The organism is Hallella faecis (assembly GCF_018789675.1).
Classification (GTDB): domain Bacteria; phylum Bacteroidota; class Bacteroidia; order Bacteroidales; family Bacteroidaceae; genus Prevotella; species Prevotella faecis.
The window spans coordinates 1-18,731 of the sequence record NZ_JAHKBE010000031.1 but is presented as its reverse complement, the minus strand read 5'-3'; the positions used below and the strand labels follow the sequence as shown (position 1 = coordinate 18,731).

Annotated in this window: 10 protein-coding genes; 7 read left to right on the top strand and 3 right to left on the bottom strand. The window is 53.5% G+C overall.

Going from position 1 to position 18,731, the window contains the following annotated elements; translation table 11 throughout:
* The first annotated feature begins 128 nt into the window (after positions 1 to 128).
* A complete protein-coding gene (locus KM934_RS08275) occupies positions 129 to 1,598 on the top strand; it encodes an MFS transporter (protein WP_215760149.1) in 1,470 nt (489 codons plus the stop codon).
* A 271-nt stretch (positions 1,599 to 1,869) separates the two neighbouring features.
* Here KM934_RS08275 and KM934_RS08270 read toward each other — a convergent pair whose 3' ends face one another.
* The 3 genes from KM934_RS08270 to KM934_RS08260 form a co-directional block, all read right to left on the bottom strand.
* Positions 1,870 to 4,074: a sodium-translocating pyrophosphatase gene (locus KM934_RS08270; RefSeq protein WP_215760148.1), complete on the bottom strand. Its 2,205-nt coding sequence runs from the start codon at positions 4,072 to 4,074 to the stop codon at positions 1,870 to 1,872.
* A 456-nt stretch (positions 4,075 to 4,530) separates the two neighbouring features.
* Positions 4,531 to 5,688, bottom strand: coding sequence for an N-acetyltransferase (locus KM934_RS08265; RefSeq protein ID WP_215760147.1), 1,158 nt, complete (start codon positions 5,686 to 5,688; stop codon positions 4,531 to 4,533).
* Between the two features lie 15 nt (positions 5,689 to 5,703).
* Positions 5,704 to 6,459 (bottom strand): nitroreductase family protein, encoded by a 756-nt coding sequence (locus KM934_RS08260; protein ID WP_215760146.1) that lies wholly within the window; start codon positions 6,457 to 6,459, stop codon positions 5,704 to 5,706.
* 149 nt (positions 6,460 to 6,608) lie between these two features.
* Between KM934_RS08260 and KM934_RS08255 the strand changes: the two genes are divergently transcribed.
* The 6 genes from KM934_RS08255 to KM934_RS08230 all read left to right on the top strand — a co-directional run bounded on the left by KM934_RS08255 (position 6,609) and on the right by KM934_RS08230 (position 18,624).
* Entirely contained in the window at positions 6,609 to 9,176 is a 2,568-nt protein-coding gene (locus KM934_RS08255) for an adenosylcobalamin-dependent ribonucleoside-diphosphate reductase (RefSeq protein ID WP_215760145.1), read from the top strand.
* 93 nt (positions 9,177 to 9,269) lie between these two features.
* Entirely contained in the window at positions 9,270 to 9,638 is a 369-nt protein-coding gene (folB, locus tag KM934_RS08250; RefSeq protein ID WP_215760144.1) for a dihydroneopterin aldolase, read from the top strand.
* A gap of 1,125 nt (positions 9,639 to 10,763) precedes the next feature.
* Positions 10,764 to 12,011 carry a GTPase HflX gene (hflX, locus tag KM934_RS08245; protein WP_215760143.1) on the top strand — a complete coding sequence of 416 codons (1,248 nt, stop codon included), beginning with the start codon at positions 10,764 to 10,766 and terminating at the stop codon, positions 12,009 to 12,011.
* Positions 12,012 to 12,041: 30 nt separating this feature from the next.
* Complete coding sequence (locus KM934_RS08240) at positions 12,042 to 13,895, top strand: DUF4954 family protein (protein WP_215760142.1); 1,854 nt, start codon at positions 12,042 to 12,044, stop codon at positions 13,893 to 13,895.
* 63 nt (positions 13,896 to 13,958) lie between these two features.
* Complete coding sequence (locus tag KM934_RS08235) at positions 13,959 to 16,862, top strand: M16 family metallopeptidase (RefSeq protein ID WP_215760141.1); 2,904 nt, start codon at positions 13,959 to 13,961, stop codon at positions 16,860 to 16,862.
* Between the two features lie 109 nt (positions 16,863 to 16,971).
* A complete protein-coding gene (locus tag KM934_RS08230) occupies positions 16,972 to 18,624 on the top strand; it encodes a fumarate hydratase (RefSeq protein ID WP_215760140.1) in 1,653 nt (550 codons plus the stop codon).
* Positions 18,625 to 18,731: the final 107 nt, after the last annotated feature.

Sequence of the window (18,731 nt, the reverse complement as noted above, 5' to 3'; positions counted from 1 at the left end):
CCATTACCGCTAACCGTTGATCGACATGCATCGACGACTATGGATGGAACGAACACATCCTCTTGCTTTTTAGCCCTCGCCATCGGGCAAAGATGGCAATCCGATAACCTAAAAACTACTTATTTGAGATGCTAACCACTAAGAACAAAATATCCCAATACAGGTGGGTGATTTGCTCCATGCTCTTTTTTGCCACGACCATCAACTACATGGATCGTCAGGTGCTTTCGTTGACATGGAAAGACTTTATCGCCCCGGAATTTCATTGGACCGATGCCGATTATGGCAACATCACCGGCGCATTCTCGTTTTTCTACGCTTTGTTCAGCCTCTTCGTTGGAAAGTTTATCGACCGATTGGGCACCAAGCGCGGTTATCTAATAGCTATTTTCGTATGGTCGTTGGGCGCCTGCTTGCACGCTATATGCGGTTGGGTCACCATGCAGTATGCTGGGCTCGATAGTGTGGATGCCTTGCGCGCCGTGAAGGCGGGATCGCAGGTGGCGCTGATGATTTCCACGGTGAGCGTCTATCTCTTCATGTTCTGCCGCATCGTGTTGGCAATGGGCGAGTCGGGAAACTTCCCGTCGGCCATCAAGGTTGTGGCCGAGTTCTTCCCGAAGAAAGACCGCGCCTTTGCCACGGCCATCTTCAACTCGGGCGCTTCGATAGGCGCTCTCATAGCGCCGCTTACCATTCCGGTGCTTGCCAATTACTTGGGGTGGGAGAGTGCGTTTGTAATCATTGGTGGAATAGGTTTTGTGTGGATGGGCTTTTGGGTGTTCATCTACGACAAACCGAGCCAGTGTAAGCATGTCAATGAGGCGGAGTTGGCCTACATCTTGCAAGACGACGCTGCCGATAGCGATGCCGCTAAGGCCGCTGCCAAAGCCGATGGCCCCACGTTGCCCTTCATGCGTTGCTTCACTTATCGACAGACTTGGTCGTTTATCATGGGTAAGTTTATGACCGATGGGGTGTGGTGGTTCTATCTGTTCTGGGCCCCCGCCTATTTCTCCGACCAGTTTGGCTACGCATCGAGCACCACCATGGGCCAATGGCTTATCTTCGTTCTCTATCTCATCGTCACGGCGTTGAGCATCGTGGGCGGTTACATCCCTAAGTACTTTGTGGAGCATCGTGGCATGGAACCCTATTCGGGTCGTATGAAAGCCATGTTCATCTTTGCCCTTCTGCCGCTGCTTGCCCTTGTGGCTCAGCCGCTTGCGTCATGGAAGGGTAGCCCGATAGACCCCGCATGGTGGCCCGCCATCATTATCGGATTGGCGGGAGCAGGCCACCAGGCATGGTCGGCCAATCTCTATTCTACCATTGGCGACATGTTCCCGCGCTCGGCGGTGGCCACCATCACGGGTGTGGGCACCATGGCGGGCGGTATCTCCTCATGGGCCATTAACACTGGGTCGGGCTATCTGTTTAATTACGCTGAGCAAATGGGCGCTGGCTTTACTTTCCTCGGTTTTGAGGGGAAACCTGCCGGTTACATGATCGTGTTCTGCTTCTGCGCCGTGGCTTACATGGCTGGTTGGATCATCATGAAGACCTTGGTGCCCAAGTATAAGCCCATTGAGGTATAAGGATTCTTGGCAAATAAAAAGATGGTTTTAATGCAGAAAGCGATTCGTTTTTCCATCAAGACCTTCTGTTTTGTAGTACATGATAAGTTGGTTTGAAAGAGGCGCCTGAATAGGGCGCCTCTTTCATTTGGGCGAACTCATAGGAAGGTTGGGTAAACAAGCAAGGCTCTTTTTCGCCAAACGTGCTTTGCTGCCCATTGGCCAAAGTGAGCTTATATCAAAAACCCGAATCGCTCGTGTGGGCGATCCGGGCTGGATAGTTTGTAGATTCTTATAGGAAGGCAATTGTAAGTCCTGCCATGACGATGCTGACCATCGACATCAACTTAATGAGAATATTGAGCGACGGGCCAGATGTGTCCTTGAACGGGTCGCCGACGGTGTCGCCCACAACGGTGGCTTTGTGGTTCTCGCTGCCTTTGCCGCCGAAGTTTCCTTCTTCGATCATCTTCTTGGCGTTGTCCCATGCACCACCTGAGTTGGACATAAACACGGCGAGTGTGAAGCCTGCTGCCAATCCACCGGTAAGCAAACCGAGCACACCAGCTACGCCAAGTACCAATCCCACAACGATAGGAATGACGATAGCGAGGAACGATGGGATAATCATCTCGCGCTGGGCACTACGTGTGCTAATCTCTACACAGCGTCCGTAGTCGGGCGTAGCCTTACCTTCGAGGATGCCCTTGATCTCGCGGAACTGGCGGCGTACCTCCTGAACCATCGACTCGGCGGCACGACCCACGGCGCCCATCGTAAGTCCGCAGAAGAGGAAAGCGGCCATTGCGCCGAGGAATGCGCCAACGAGTACCTTCGGATTGATGAGGTTCACCTCGAAGAAGTTGATGAAATCGATGGTGGAAGCCTGTGTGGGGTCGAAGGCATTGCCCGCAGCGTCGATATATTGCTTGCCTCCCTCGAAGGCGCGTACCATAGCAATCTTGATTTCTTCGATGTATGAGGCGAGCAGGGCAAGTGCCGTAAGAGCGGCTGAACCAATGGCGAAGCCCTTTCCTGTGGCGGCTGTGGTGTTGCCCAAGGCGTCGAGCGCGTCTGTGCGCTCACGCACAGCCTCACCCAGTCCGCTCATCTCTGCGTTGCCGCCAGCGTTGTCGGCGATGGGGCCGTAGGCGTCGGTGGCAAGCGTAATGCCCAAGGTCGACAGCATACCCACTGCCGCAATACCGATGCCATAGAGACCTGTGCTGAGGCTCTTGGCCGAAAGTGACATGTCGAAACCATTGGCGCAGAGGTAGCTCAGCATAATGGCGAATGAGATGGTGACCACGGGAACCATCGTGGAAATCATGCCCGTGCCGATACCTTTGATAATAACGGTGGCTGGACCTGTCTGAGAAGCCTCGGCAATTTTCTGCGTTGGCTTGTAGCTTTGTGAGGTATAGTACTCAGTTGCCTGACCAATGATGACGCCGGCGACCAGTCCGCTGATGACAGAGAACGACAATCCGAGCCAGTTCTCGATGCCCAGCAAGTAAAGGATGGCAAATGTGGCGATGGCGATGAGCACGGCGCTTACGTTGGTTCCCAGACCGAGAGAGCGAAGCAAATCCTTCATGGTTGCTCCCTCCTTGGTGCGAACCAAGAAGATTCCGATAAGAGAGAGGAATATTCCGATGGCTGCGATGATCATCGGAGCTATGACGGCCTTCAGCTGCATGTCGCCGTTCATGGCGAAAGCCGTGGCGCCGAGGGCGGCAGTAGAAAGGATTGATCCGCAATAACTTTCGTAGAGGTCGGCGCCCATGCCGGCAACGTCGCCCACGTTGTCGCCCACGTTATCGGCGATCGTTGCGGGGTTGCGGGGGTCGTCCTCAGGAATGTTGGCTTCCACTTTACCCACGAGGTCGGCGCCCACGTCGGCAGCCTTGGTGTATATGCCACCGCCCACACGAGCGAAGAGCGCTTGTGTTGACGCACCCATACCGAAGGTCAGCATCGTTGTGGTGATGGTGATGAGGGCGGTCTTCTCGCCTGCATACACCTCATTGAGGACAATGAACCAGATGGCGATGTCGAGGAGGCCCAGACCTACCACGACCAGTCCCATCACAGCACCGCTGCGGAAGGCGATCCTCAGACCCTTGTCGAGTCCGCTGCGTGCGCCATTGGCCGTGCGAGCTGAGGCGTAGGTGGCCGTTTTCATGCCGAAGAAACCGGCAAGACCGGAGAACAATCCACCGGTGAGGAATGCGAAGGGCACCCATGGGTTTTGGACCTTGAGGCCATACGCCATGAATGCAAACACGATGGCGAGCACCGCAAACACGATGCCTACAACCTTGTACTGCTGCTTGAGGTATGCCATGGCACCTTTTCTCACGTGCGCTGCAATCTCAATCATGCGTTCGGTTCCCTCTTCCTCCTTCATCATGGAGCGGAAGAAATACCATGCCATTCCCAGAGCCACTACGCTGGCGATGGGGATAAGCCAGAAAACTGATGGAATGTTGTTCATAAGATAAGTATTTGATGTTTAAGGTGATGCTTCCGGAGGTTTAAGGCCGAAATCGTTTTTCCTTTGCAAAAATATGAAATATTCCAATAGGTAGTACTTTTTAATCAATATTTTTTTGCTTAAAATCGCAAATAATTCTATGTTTGATGCATGTGTTTCTGACAATCAAGACTCTAAGGTGGGGCAAAGGTGAAGAAATGCTAATGCGGTCCCCAATGCTTATTGGCTTTTAGGCTGCGAAAGGCCCACTCTCGCCTCATACGCAATGGTGTGTGCGTTTGGCGAAAGTGGGCCTTTGTTGCTCTTGTGATGGTTTCGTATGTGCGAAGCGTTCGCTTCGTTTATGTGATACGCCTCCCCCGTTTATGTGATGCGCACCTACCTTTATGTATATAAGGCGTGATTGATGGAGGCGTATTGGGTGTGGAAGGAGAAGCTCTGTTTGTTGGATGAGGCTTACTCCTTGGCTGAATGAATGCTCCTTACGTAGATGCGGTGGCGCCTATGGTTCTCCGCTTCCAGGTATTGCCATTGGCTGAGCACCCCTTTGTTGGTTTCCATTTGGGGCATTGCCTCTGCCCATTTGAAGCCATATTGGCGATAATAGCTGATAAGATCGTTGAAGATAAGTGCGTTGGCGCCCTTCGTGCGATACTCTGGGAGCACACCGATGAGCAGCAAATCCACCGTGTCGGTCTTGTGCCATTTCACCACACGTAGCATGTGCCACCATCCGAAGGGCAGCAATCGACCATCGCGTGTGTGTTGCAGGGCCTTTGAGAACGATGGGAACGAAACACCGAACCCTATCATCTTGTTGTTCTCGTTGCCGTCGAGCACCGCCGTGACCAGGTTTAAGTCGGCCATGCGAAGGTAATCGTTCACCAACTTGTCGATCTGCTTGTCGCTTAATTGGGCAAATCCGTAGAGGTTGTTGTAGGTGGTATTCAGAATGTCGAACAGTTGCTTACCCTTTCCTTCGGTCAGCAGCTCCTTGCGTGTGAACTTGTGTACGTGCAAGTTGTAGCGCTTCTCAACCATCTCGGCCAGTTTGGCGAACTTGGGAGGCGTCACCTCGGGCACGCGGATTCGGTACTCCAAGTAGTCGTTGTCCTTTCGAAAGCCCCCCATAGCCTCCATGTGTTGCGGGTAATAAGGGTGGTTGTAGTTGATGTACATGGTGGAAAGGCGATCGAAACCCTCCACGAGCATTCCCTCCCGATCCATGTCGTCGAAGCCAAACGGTCCACCAATCTCGGTCATTCCCTGCATGGCTCCCCATTGCTCCACGGCGCTGATGAGCGCAGCCGACACCTCTTGGTCGTCGATAAAATCGAACCATCCGAATCTCACCATGGGCGTTTGCCAACGTGTGTTTGCCCTTGTGTTGATGATGCCGGCAATTCGCCCCACAACCTTTCCTTCCTTATAGGCCAGGAAATAGGCTGCGTTGCAATATTCAAAAGCGGGGTTCGACGTGCGACTAAGTGTGCCCAACTCGTCGTTGAAGAGAAAAGGCACCGCATGGTCGCAGTCGCGATAGAGGTCGTAGAAAAACTGTACGAAGGCCTTTAGCTCCTTCTTCGTTTTCACCTGCTTGATGTTCACACTCATGGATAGTCCGCTTTGTCAGTCTTGTTTGGCCGTTGGCAGAAATCCTTGCCGGCGCAATGCGTCGATCATTCCCTCCGACATGGCTTCGTTGTCGCGTCGGGTGTAGCGCAGGTCGGTGAACACTTGGGCCAACGTTTCTTTGTGGTTGATCTCCACAAAGTGCTGGTTGGCAGGCAACGCCTCCTTCTCAGCATAGCAGTCGTCGATGGCTTGGGGTGTGTAGTCGTGGTAAGTTTCTTCGTGGATGATGGCTCTCAGCGGCAGGCGGTCGCTCAACTCGGGTTGCTCGTCGGGCCATCCCAGTGTGATGGTGGCCACGGGAAACACCAGTTGGGGCAACTGGAGCGTGTCGATAATCATTTGGGGCATGTAAACCGTGGTGCCCAGGAAGCATGTGCCCAGTCCCTCCTCTTCGGCCAGGTTGCAGAAGGTTTGGCAATAGAGCAGCGCGTCTGTTGAGGCGTTGATGAAGCTCAGGAAATTGTCGTAGCCCGGTTTTGCCTGTCGGTTCTCGGCCCACAGGGTGGTGCGTCGGAAGTCGGCGCAGAACGTCAGCACCACAGGCGCTCCACAAACCATGGGCTGGTTGAAGTGTGCGGGTGCGAGTTCGGTCTTCATCTCCTCGCTTCGTGTCACGATGACGCTATACAATTGCAGGTTGCCCATGGTTGGCGTGCGCTCTGCTTCGGCCAACAGGCGATTGAGCAACTCCTCGGAAACAGCCTTGTCGGCATATTTTCGGATGCTTCGGCGTGTAGTTAAGTTTCTCATTTTGGTTTACTTGTTTGTTGCAAAGATAAAGAAAATTATCCGAGGGGGAAAAGTTTTCGCTTAAAATCATGTGTCAAGTCTTCACTTTCTCGCAAATCTTTTGTAGTTTTGCAAAACTTAGTAGTAACCATTTGAAAACATTTCGGAGCATGGAAAACCAACCAACCTATTCCTACGAGGAGGCTTATTCCGCTTCCTTGAACTATTTCAACGGCGATGAGCTCGCTGCAAGGGTGTGGGTGAACAAATATGCCATGAAAGACAGTTTCGGACATATTTATGAAAGAAGTCCTGAGGATATGCATTGGCGCATAGCCAATGAGATAGCGCGCATAGAGTCGAAATACCCCCATGCGCTCAGTGCCCAGCAGGTGTTCGACCTGCTCGACCATTTCCGTTACATCGTTCCCGCAGGCAGTCCCATGACGGGCATAGGCAACACCCATCAGGTGGCGTCGCTAAGCAACTGCTTTGTCATCGGCTTGGAGGGCGACGCCGATTCCTACGGCGCCATCATGAAGATCGATGAGGAGCAAGTGCAACTCATGAAGCGACGCGGTGGTGTGGGGCACGACCTCGACCAGCTGAGGCCCAAGGGAAGCCCTGTCAACAACTCGGCTCTGACCAGTACAGGCCTGGTTCCGTTTATGGAGCGCTACAGCAACTCCACACGTGAGGTGGCGCAAGACGGACGCCGCGGAGCGCTGATGCTCTCGGTGAGCGTGAAGCACCCCGACGCCGAGAGCTTCATCGACGCCAAGATGACCGAGGGCAAGGTGACGGGAGCCAATGTAAGCGTGAAGATCGACGACGCTTTCATGCAAGCCGCCGTAGCCGACAAGCCCTATGTGCAACGGTTCCCGGTAGATGCCGACCAGCCGATGGTGCGCAAGGAAATATCGGCACGCGACCTTTGGCATAAGATTGTGCACAACGCTTGGAAGAGTGCCGAGCCCGGCGTGCTCTTTTGGGACACCATCCTGCGTGAGAGCATCCCCGATTGCTATGCCGATCTAGGGTTCCGCACGGTTTCGACCAATCCCTGTGGCGAGATTCCACTCTGCCCCTACGACAGTTGTCGACTGCTCTGCCTCAATCTCTATAGCTATGTGGAGAACCCCTTCACGCCCGCAGCGCGCTTCGATTTCGACAAGTTTAGCGCTCACGTTCGCATGGCCCAACGCATCATGGACGACATCGTGGATCTCGAGATGGAGAAGATCGACCTGATCATGGAGAAGATCAAGAATGATCCGCAGAGCGACGACGTGAAGCACACCGAGTACCATCTGTGGGAGAAAATCAAGCATAAGAGCGGACTGGGACGTCGCACGGGAGTGGGCATTACCGCAGAGGGCGACATGATAGCCGCCATGGGGTTGCGTTATGGCACCCAGGAGGCCACCGATTTTGCCGTTAGCGTGCAAAAGACCTTGGCGCTCAACGCCTATCGCTCGTCGGTTACCATGGCTGAGGAACGTGGTGCCTTTGCCATCTATGATGCTGAGCGCGAGGCCAACAACCCGTTTGTGAACCGTTTGCGCGAGGCCGACCCACAACTCTACGACGACATGGTGAAGCATGGTCGTCGCAATATCGCCTGTCTGACGATTGCTCCCACAGGCACCACATCGCTCATGACACAGACCACCAGCGGCATCGAACCGGTGTTTATGCCCGTCTATAAGCGTCGCCGCAAGGTGAACCCCAACGACAAGGAGGTGCATGTGGACTATGTGGACGAGGTGGGCGACTCGTTCGAGGAGTACATTGTTTACCACAAGAAATTCCTGGAATGGATGAAGATCAACGGCGTCGACACCGAGAAGAAATACTCGCAGGAGGAGATCGACGCCCTCGTGGCCCGTTCACCTTATTATAAGGCTACGGCCAATGATGTGGACTGGTTGATGAAGGTGCGCATGCAAGGTGCCATCCAGAAGTGGGTGGACCATAGCATCTCGGTTACCGTAAACCTGCCCAACAATGTGGACGAGGAGTTGGTGAACCGCCTTTACGTGGAGGCTTGGCGCTCAGGCTGCAAGGGTTGCACCATCTACCGCGACGGAAGTAGGTCGGGTGTGATGGTCGCCGTTACGAAGAAGGATAAGAAGAAGCGCCAGGAACCGCCAGCAACCGTTACAGCCACCGCCTTGCAGAGGCCGTTGGTGCAGGAGGTAAGGCCCAAGGAACTCGATTGCGATGTGGTTCGTTTCCAAAACAATCGTGAGAAATGGGTGGCCTTTGTAGGATTGCTCAATGGTTATCCCTATGAGATTTTCACGGGCTTGCAAGACGATGAGGAGGGCATTGTGTTGCCCAAGACAGTCACCAAGGGCAAAATTATCAAGCAGACCAACGACGACGGCTCACACCGTTACGACTTCCAGTTTGAGAACAAGCGCGGTTACAAGACCACCGTTGAGGGCTTGAGCGAGAAGTTCAACCCTGAGTATTGGAATTATGCCAAGCTCATCTCAGGCGTGTTGCGCTATCGCATGCCCATCGACCACGTCATTAAACTGGTGGGATCGTTGCAGCTCAACGACGAGAGCATCAACACCTGGAAGAATGGTGTGGAGCGCGCCTTGAAAAAATACATCACCGACGGCACCAAGGCAGCGGGAAAGAAGTGCCCCGTTTGTGGCCAGGAGACGCTGGTTTACCAGGAGGGTTGCCTCATCTGCACCAACTGCGGCGCCAGTCGTTGTGGATAATCGCCCATGGGGCGCTCGTCGTCTCAGCGCCCCTTGACGCTGTTGCGAATGGGTTGGAAGAGGCGACGGGCTTATGAACAAATGTGTTGACGTATGAACTTAAAGAACAGTTATATCCATCTGCGTGGCCTGCGTTTCCATGCCTTTCATGGTGTTATGGCGCAAGAGCGCATGGTGGGCAACGATTATGAGGTAGACCTGCGCTTGCGTGTGAACGTGGAGCGTGCCATGTTGAGCGACGATGTGGCCGACACGGTCAACTACGCAGAGGTATATCAACTTGCGAAACAAGTGATGGGCGAGCCTCGCCACTTGGTGGAGCATGTAGCGGCGCGTATTGCGCAGGCCATCCTCGGCAAGTGGTCGCAGGTCGATGAGGTGAATGTTTGCCTCACCAAGCGCAACCCACCCATGGGCGCCGATTGCGAGGGCGCCGGCGTGGAGTTGTGTGTGACGCGATAAACGAAGCAGCGAAACTCCCCGTGGCGTCTCTTGTCAATCAGCCAAGTGGGGTGGGGAACGACGCATAAGGGGGAGGCTTAGCGCCTTGCCTTTAGGTGGATGGATGCGTGTTGGGTAAATGACGGGCTCGGCAACAGCCCCATTTGCCCAACACTTTTTTGTGGGATTATAGCTCAGGCGTCATGTTGTTAGGAAGCAGGCGTTGCTTTAGTTGTTAGGAAATTTGGTTAAAAAGTTGTGTCAAGATTTTGCGTGCTCTAAGAGCAGCAAACGCCGTTTGCGAGAGATTGCGGCGCCTGATCTAAGAGCAGCGCTCGCCGTTAGGCATCTTTCGGGTTGCGAAAGACCATGTTTCGTGCCTCGAAAGACCATCTTTCGAAGCAAGGTTAGGCATGTTTCGAGGTGCGAAAGATGCCTAACCGCAAGACGTAATGTGGAATTTGAAAGACGGAAAGTTGAAATATGAATGTAACGGATTGAATATCAAGTGATTGTGTAAATGTGCTGAGAATTGCGTATTTGCGGCTAACGATGCGTCAGTTTCAAATAAATGTGTAGATTTGGGTATAGTTTGTTGGTTAAATTCCGTTCCCTTTTGTGGTGCGCAACGCTATCGGCGGTTTGGCTATTAGTGTTTGCCAACCTTGAGGAGATTGGAAGGTCATGCTCCAAGAACAATCATGGCGTATCGAGTGGGCTCTTGTGGAAAACAGTTGTTGATGATTTTCCCAACCGACTTTCGTCTTGTATGAAACCCTGTAATAACACGAAACGCCCAGACTCCCGTCTGAGCGTTACGTATTTTCAATTGCCTAAATAGTTAGTTGTGTGTAGTTGTTATTTTTGAAATCGGCTCCCTAAAAACAATTTTTACGGTTACAAAGATAGCGAATATATATTTCACGGCAATAATAAGTGTCTAAAATTCACGTAAAAATCTACGCAAACGTTTACGGAGTGATTTCGTGTGGGCGGGATCGTGGTTTCCTGCGAAGCCCCAAATGGGTCCCTGATGGCGGGGAGGACAAATGGCTTTTTAGCTTGCCAAACACAAAAAAGCGACGGCCAAAATAGTCATTACCAATCTTTTTCTGTATCTTTGCACTTATAAATAATGTATCAAGCATGAAGGAATTCGTAATATCTGAAGTCAAGGCTGAGACCGCCATTCTTGTGGGACTGATAACTCCCCAGCAAGACGAAGCCAAGACCAAGGAATACCTCGACGAGCTGGAGTTTCTTGCCGACACGGCAGGAGCTGTCACCGTGAAGCGCTACACCCAGCGGGTGGGCGGTCCCAGCAGCATCACGTATGTGGGAAAAGGCAAGCTCGAGGAAATAAGAGCCTATATCAAGGCAGAGGAAGAGGAAGACCGAGAGATCGGTATGGTCATCTTCGACGATGAGCTCACGGCCAAGCAGATGCGCAATATCGAGCAGGCCTTGCAGGTGAAAATTCTCGACCGCACGTCGCTTATCCTCGACATCTTCGCTATGCGCGCCCAGACGGCCAACGCCAAGACGCAGGTGGAACTGGCCCAATATCGCTATATGTTGCCCCGGCTGCAACGCCTTTGGACCCACTTGGAGCGCCAGGGCGGTGGCTCAGGATCGGGCGGCGGTAAGGGATCGGTGGGACTGCGCGGACCGGGTGAGACGCAGCTCGAGATGGACCGACGCATCATCCTCAATCGCATGAGCCTGCTGAAGAAGCGACTGGAGGAAATCGACAAGCAGAAAGTGACGCAACGCAAGAATCGAGGCCGCCTCATTCGTGTGGCTCTCGTGGGATACACCAACGTGGGAAAATCCACCATCATGAACCTGCTGGCCAAGAGCGAGGTGTTTGCCGAGAACAAATTGTTCGCAACGCTCGACACCACCGTGCGCAAGGTGGTGGTCGAAAACCTGCCTTTCCTATTGGCCGACACCGTGGGATTCATCCGCAAACTGCCCACCGACCTGGTCGATTCGTTCAAGTCGACCCTCGATGAGGTGCGTGAGGCCGACCTGTTGCTTCATGTGGTCGACATCTCACATCCCGATTTTGAGGAACAGGTGGAGGTGGTCAACCAAACGCTCAAGGACCTTGGATGCGCCGAAACGCCCACGATGATCGTGTTCAACAAGATCGACAATTACCATTGGACCGACAAGGACCCCGACGACTTGACACCTCCCACACGCGAGAACATCACCCTCGATGAGCTGAAACGCACGTGGATGGCGCGCCTCAACGACAACTGCATCTTCATATCGGCACGCGAGAAGGAGAACGTGGACGAGTTTCGCGACACCCTTTACCGAAAGGTGCGTGAGCTCCACGTGCAGAAATACCCCTACAACGACTTCCTCTACCCTGTGGAGGACTGACGATTGGATAACTAACAAATCATCAACAACATGGACTACAGAAAACTCACCGACGAGGAGATCAATGTGCTCGAAGATCACAACTGCTGGGCAGAAGACTGGAGCAGGGTTAGTGTGGCCGACGACTTCAGGCCAAACTACATGCATCGCGTGATGCTTTATGGCGACGTGCGCATCGGAGCGTTCGAAAAGAACGTGGAGGTCTCCAAGGGATTTTGCAAACACTCGGGCATCAGCAACGCTACGTTGCGCAATGTCACAGTAGGCGACAACTGCCTCATTGAGAACGTGGGCAACTACATCAACAATTACAACATCGGCGATGACTGCTACATCTCCAACGTGTCGACCATCGAAACGACGGAGGGGGCAACCTATGGTGAGGGAAATCTGATATCTGTGTTGAATGAGGTGGGCGATGGAAACCTCATCCTCTTTAAGCATCTCAACAGTCAGTTTGCCGCTTTCATGGTGAAACATTTCCAAGACAAGGAGCTGAAAGACTGCATTCGCCGGCTCATCCGCGAGGAAATCGAAGCCACAAGCACCGACTGTGGCACCCTCGGAACGGGCGTGAAGATCGTCAATACGAAGGAAATAACCAACACGAACATCTGCGACGATTGTGAGGTGAACGGTGCGGCACGCCTCAGCGACTGCACCATCCTGAGCTCGCCCGAGGCCAATGTGTATATCGGAACGGGTGTGATCTGCGAGAATTCCATCATCAGCCATGGATCGAGCATCATCAATTCGGTGAAGATGCAAGACTGCTTTGTGGGCGAGGCCTGCAAAATCAGCAACGGGTTCACCGCTTCGGCCAGTGTGTTCTTTGCCAATAGTTACATGAGCAACGGTGAGGCCTGCGCGGCGTTCTGCGGTCCGTTCTCGGCCAGTCACCACAAGAGCTCGCTGCTCATCGGTGGAATGTTCAGCTTTTACAACGCTGGCTCAGCCACCAACTTCTCCAACCACGCTTACAAGATGGGCCCCATGCACTGGGGAGTGCTTGAGCGCGGAACGAAGACGGCGAGTGGCGCGTACCTCCTGATGCCTGCCACGATCGGCACGTTCAGCGTTTGCTTCGGCAAGCTGATGCACCATCCCGACACGCGCAACCTGCCTTTCTCGTACCTCATCGCCTATGGCGACGTCATGTACCTGTCGCCAGGACGCAACATCACCACCGTGGGCCTCTATCGCGACATACGCAAGTGGCCCAAGCGCGACATGAGACCGAAGGGGTCGCAAAAGAGTATCGTCAACTTCGATTGGCTTTCGCCCTTCAGCGTGGGTGAGATTGTCAAGGGTAAGAAGATCCTCGAGAACCTGCGTGAGTCGTCGGGCTACGATGTGTCGAGCTACAACTTCCACGACTATGTCATCAATGGCTCGTCGCTCCATAAGGGCATCAAATACTACGATATTGCCCTGCGCATCTACATGGGAGCCGTGCTCAAGCGCGTGTTGAAGGTCGATCCGGAGCTCAACCCTCCCACAACCACCATCGGACAGGGCGATTGGACGGATCTTTCCGGCCTGCTGCTTCCCGTGTCGGAGGAGCAACGTCTCATTGACGACATCAAGAACGGAACGCTCGACACCATCGACCAAGTGACCGGTCGATTTGAGGAGATCAACGACAACTACCGCCGCTACCAGTGGGCGTGGACCTATCGGTTGATCCTCGACTACTATCAGTTGGATGCGCTCACGCTCGACGATGCGGCACGCATCAAGCAAGACTACATCACCGCGCGCAGAGCGTGGATCGCCGAGATACGAAAGGATGCCGAGAAGGAATATCGCATGGGCGACGTGGAGAAGGAAGTGCTCGACAATTTCATCAACAACCTCGACCATGAGGTGGACTTTGAGAATTAGGAACATCGCGAGACGTTCACGCATCTCAAACTATTCGTCGATTATTTAAACAATATTGATTATATGAGACTAAGAAGTTTTCTTGCCGCAGTGGCATTACTGTTCACCACGTCAGCCGTGGCCCAGCAGTACAAGTACGCCACAGTGCCGGGCGATCCGATGCAAACCCGCATCTATACGCTCGACAATGGGCTCAAGGTGTATCTCTCTGTGAACAAGGAGAAACCCCGTTTGCAAACTTACATCGCCGTGCGAACCGGTTCGCGCAACGATCCAGCGGAGACCACGGGCTTGGCCCACTACCTGGAGCACCTGATGTTTAAGGGCTCCACCCACTTCGGAAGCAGCGACGTGGTGGCCGAGGCGCCATTGCTCGACTCCATCCAAAACCGATTCGAGGCTTATCGTCGCCTCACCGACAAGGCTGCTCGCAAGAAGGCTTACCACGAGATCGACTCCATCTCACAGCTCGCAGCCAAGTACAACATCCCCAATGAGTATGATAAGCTCATGGCTTCCATTGGTGCGGAAGGTACCAACGCCTACACTTCAAACGATGTTACTTGCTACGTGGAGGACATTCCTTCCAACGAGATCGACACTTGGGCGAAGATCGAAAGCGACCGTTTCAAGAACATGGTTATCCGTGGATTCCACACCGAGCTGGAAGCTGTGTATGAGGAATTCAACATAGGTCTGGCTAAGGATAACAACAAGGAGTGGAACGCTTTGGCAGCAAAGCTCTTCCCAGGTCACCCATACGGCACACAGACCACTATCGGTACGCAGGAGCATCTCAAGAATCCTTCTATCCTGAACATCAAGAATTACTACAACCGTTACTATGTTCCCAACAACGTGGCCATCTGTATGGCGGGCGATTTCGACCCCGATAAGGTAGTGGCCATTATCGACAAGTACTTTGGCGATTGGAAGAAGAACGACCAACTTAGCCGTCCCGAGTATGCGCCGGTGCGTGATCTGACAGCTCCTGTCGACACCACCGTTGTGGGATTGGAGGCCGAAAACCTCATGATGGGTTGGAAAGCGCAGGGAGCAGCCAGCTACCAGGCCGACACGCTCGACGTCATTACCAACATGCTCTCTAACGGCAAGGCCGGTATTTTCGACCTCAACCTCAACGCTCCGATGAAGGTTCAGGCCGCCCAGGCTGGCTACATGGGCATGGCCGACTATGGACAGTTCATCCTCATAGGCATGCCTAAGCAGGGCCAAAGCCTGGAGGAGGTCCGTAAGTTGATGCTTGCCGAAATCGACAAGCTCAAGAAGGGTCAGTTTGCCGATAACCTGTTGTCCGCTGTGGTCAACAACATGAAGCTCGATTATTACCGTTCTCTGCAAGACAATAGTTCGCGCGCCGACAAGTTTGTGGATGCTTTCATCAACGGAAAGAAGTGGAGCGATGAGGTGAACCGCCTCGACCGCATTTCCAAGATGACACGCCAGCAGATCGTCGACTTTGCCAATCGCTTCTTCCTCGACAACTACGTGACGGTGTTTAAGCGTCAGGGCAACGACACTACCATCCACAAGATTGAGAAGCCGAGCATCACGCCGATTCCCACCAACAACGACAAGCGCAGCCAGTTCCTTCAGGAGGTGGTCAACCTCAAGGCCGATCCCATTCAGCCGAGTTTCGTAGACTACAAGAAAGACCTCACGAAAGCCGTTACGAAGAAGGGCGTAGAGGTGCTCTATAAGCAAAACACCGAGGACGAGCTCTTCACCTTGGCGTTCCACTATCCGTTCGGAACGAAGAGCGACAACCGCTATGAGATTGCCGCTGGCTACCTTGATTATGTGGGCACCGCTAAGTTGTCAAACCAGAAACTCAACCAGCTGTTCTACGATCTGGCTTGCAGTTACAAGGTAAATGTCGGCGGCGATGCCATCGATATTGTCCTCACGGGTCTCAATAGCTCTATGCCCAAGGCTCTGCGACTGTTGGAGACTGTGCTCAATGAGGCCAAGGCCAACAAGGCCACATGGAACCAGTTTGTGGAACTGCTCCTGAAGTCGCGTGCCGATGCCAAGAGCAACCAGGGCGCCAACTTCTCAGCGCTGCGTTATTATGGCATGTATGGAAAGTACAATGCCTACACCAACCAGATGAGCGAGAAGGAATTGCGTGCCGCCAACCCACAGACGCTGCTCAATTTGCTGCGCGACCTGAAGACGAAGAAGCACACCTTATTATATTATGGTCCCACCAAGGAGGCCGACCTCGACGCTCTGGTGAGCAAGGTTCACCTCACACCGAAGACCCTTGCGCCTGCTCCCGCAGCCAAGGAGTACACAGCGCTTCGCACAACCGACAACGAAGTGTGGATTGCTCCCTATGACGCCAAGAACATTTACCTCATGATGCTCCATAACGAAGGCGCCAAATGGAATGCCGACAAGGCTGCCATCGAGGCTCTCTTCAACGAGTATTTTGGTGGCGGTATGAACGCTATCGTCTTCCAGGAGCTGCGCGAGGCTCGCGGCTTGGCTTACTCGGCTTCGGCCAGCTACAGCCGTCCCGCACGTCCGCAGGACGACGAGATGTTCTTCACTTACATCATTACCCAGAACGATAAGATGATGGACTGCGTGAACGAGTTCCTCAACCTGCTCAACAACACACCTGAGCGTGAGGCCAATTTCAAACTCGCCCAGCAGGCATTGATTAAGAGCTTGGCTACAGCGCGCACCACGAAGTTTGGCGTTCTCGCCAGTTATCTTCGTGCCCAAAAGATGGGTCTCGACTACGATCTGAACCAAAAGATCTACGAGACGTTGCCCAAGCTGCAGCTGAAGGACGTGATGAACTTCGCGAAGGAGAACATTGCCAATAAGAATTACCGTTACCTCATTCTTGGTGATGAGAAGAACCTCGACATGAAGGCGCTCGAGAAGATTGCCACTGTGAAGCGTTTCACCACCAATGAGATTTTTGGAGAATAACTAATCCGCGTGGGTTTCGCAGACGCATCCGGCCCGTTTGGGTGGTTGGGAACGGTTTGTGAACCCCACGCAAACAAAACATTACACACAATAACTATTTAAATCGACTATGGCTAAACCAGTAGATTTTAAGTATGCTCCTATGTTCCAGAAGGGCAAGGACGACACTGAGTATCGTTTGCTGACCAAAGAGGGTGTCAGCACGGCTGAGTTTGAGGGCAAGACCATTGTCAAGGTGTCTCGTGAGGCCTTGACTTTGCTGGCCCAACAGGCATTCCACGACTGCGAGTTTATGCTTCGCCGCAAGCACAATGAGCAGGTGGCTAAGATTCTCACCGACCCTGAGGCTTCTGAGAACGACAAGTATGTGGCTCTGCAGTTCCTTCGCAACGCCGACTCGGCAGCCAAGGGCGTGTTGCCTTTCTGCCAGGACACCGGCACAGCCATCATCCATGGTGAGAAGGGCCAGCAGATCTGGACGGGCTTCGACGACGCTGAGGCTCTCTCACTCGGAGTGTACAACACCTATACGCAGGACAACTTGCGCTATTCGCAGAACGCACCGCTCACCATGTATGAAGAGGTGAACACCAAGTGCAACCTGCCCGCACAGATCGACATTGAGGCCGAGGAGGGCGATGAGTATCGCTTCATCATGGTGGCCAAGGGTGGCGGTTCTGCCAACAAGACCTATTTCTACCCCATGACCAAGGCCACCATCCAGAACGAGGGCACGCTGCTTCCCTTCCTGGTGGAGAAGATCAAGAGCCTGGGAACGGCAGCTTGTCCTCCTTATCACATCTGCTTCGTCATTGGTGGTACATCGGCCGAGAAGAACCTGCTCACCGTGAAGTTGGGTTCCATCAAGTATTACGACAACCTGCCCACCACGGGCGACGAGACGGGTCGCGCCTTCCGCGACATCGACCTTGAGGCAAAACTGCTTGAGGAGGCTCACAAGATTGGCCTCGGCGCACAGTTTGGCGGCAAGTATCTGGCCCACGACATCCGCGTCATCCGCTTGCCTCGCCACGGCGCAAGCTGCCCCATCGGCCTCGGCGTGAGTTGCTCGGCCGATCGTAACATCAAGGGTATCATCAACAAGGATGGTGTTTGGTTGGAGAAGATGGATGCCAACCCCAGCGAACTTATTCCTGAGGAGTATCGCAAGGCAGGCGAAGGTAGCGAGGGCATCGTTATCGACCTTGACAAGGGTATCGACGCTGTGCGCGCTGAGCTGACTAAGTATCCAGTTTCTACTCGCGTGAGCCTCAATGGCACCATCATTGTGGCCCGCGACATTGCACACGCCAAGCTGAAGGCTCGTCTCGACGCTGGCGAGGATCTGCCTCAGTATTTCAAGGATCATCCCATCCTCTACGCTGGTCCGGCAAAGACTCCGGAGGGCTATCCTTGCGGTTCTATGGGCCCAACAACGGCCAACCGTATGGATCCCTATGTGGATGAGTTCCAGGATCATGGTGGCTCGTTGGTGATGATTGCCAAGGGTAACCGCACCCAGGTGGTTACCGACGCTTGCCAGAAGCACGGCGGTTTCTACCTTGGAACCATTGGTGGCATTGCTGCCGTTCTTTCGCAGGAGTGCATCACAAGCATCGATTGCGTGGAGTATCCTGAGCTCGGCATGGAGGCCATTTGGAAGATTACGGTGAAGAACTTCCCCGCTTTCATCCTGGTGGACGACAAGGGTCACGACTTCTTCAAGGAGTTGAAGCCGTGGGCTCCCTGCAAGTCTTGCTAACAGATTGATTGGTAAGTTTCTTGCGTTAGCAGGAAACTAATGATAGGCCGCGCCTCGCTTGTCGTCCGACAAGGGTGGCGCGGCCGCGGGGGTTGGGTTTTTTGATG

What these genes read in the sequence shown, in the direction of transcription:
- KM934_RS08275 (WP_215760149.1), top strand. Translation starts at nt 129, where the DNA reads ATGCTAACCACTAAGAACAAAATATCCCAATACAGGTGGGTGATTTGC.
- KM934_RS08270 (WP_215760148.1), bottom strand. Translation starts at nt 4,074, where the DNA reads ATGAACAACATTCCATCAGTTTTCTGGCTTATCCCCATCGCCAGCGTA.
- KM934_RS08265 (WP_215760147.1), bottom strand. Translation starts at nt 5,688, where the DNA reads ATGAGTGTGAACATCAAGCAGGTGAAAACGAAGAAGGAGCTAAAGGCC.
- KM934_RS08260 (WP_215760146.1), bottom strand. Translation starts at nt 6,459, where the DNA reads ATGAGAAACTTAACTACACGCCGAAGCATCCGAAAATATGCCGACAAG.
- KM934_RS08255 (WP_215760145.1), top strand. Translation starts at nt 6,609, where the DNA reads ATGGAAAACCAACCAACCTATTCCTACGAGGAGGCTTATTCCGCTTCC.
- folB (WP_215760144.1), top strand. Translation starts at nt 9,270, where the DNA reads ATGAACTTAAAGAACAGTTATATCCATCTGCGTGGCCTGCGTTTCCAT.
- hflX (WP_215760143.1), top strand. Translation starts at nt 10,764, where the DNA reads ATGAAGGAATTCGTAATATCTGAAGTCAAGGCTGAGACCGCCATTCTT.
- KM934_RS08240 (WP_215760142.1), top strand. Translation starts at nt 12,042, where the DNA reads ATGGACTACAGAAAACTCACCGACGAGGAGATCAATGTGCTCGAAGAT.
- KM934_RS08235 (WP_215760141.1), top strand. Translation starts at nt 13,959, where the DNA reads ATGAGACTAAGAAGTTTTCTTGCCGCAGTGGCATTACTGTTCACCACG.
- KM934_RS08230 (WP_215760140.1), top strand. Translation starts at nt 16,972, where the DNA reads ATGGCTAAACCAGTAGATTTTAAGTATGCTCCTATGTTCCAGAAGGGC.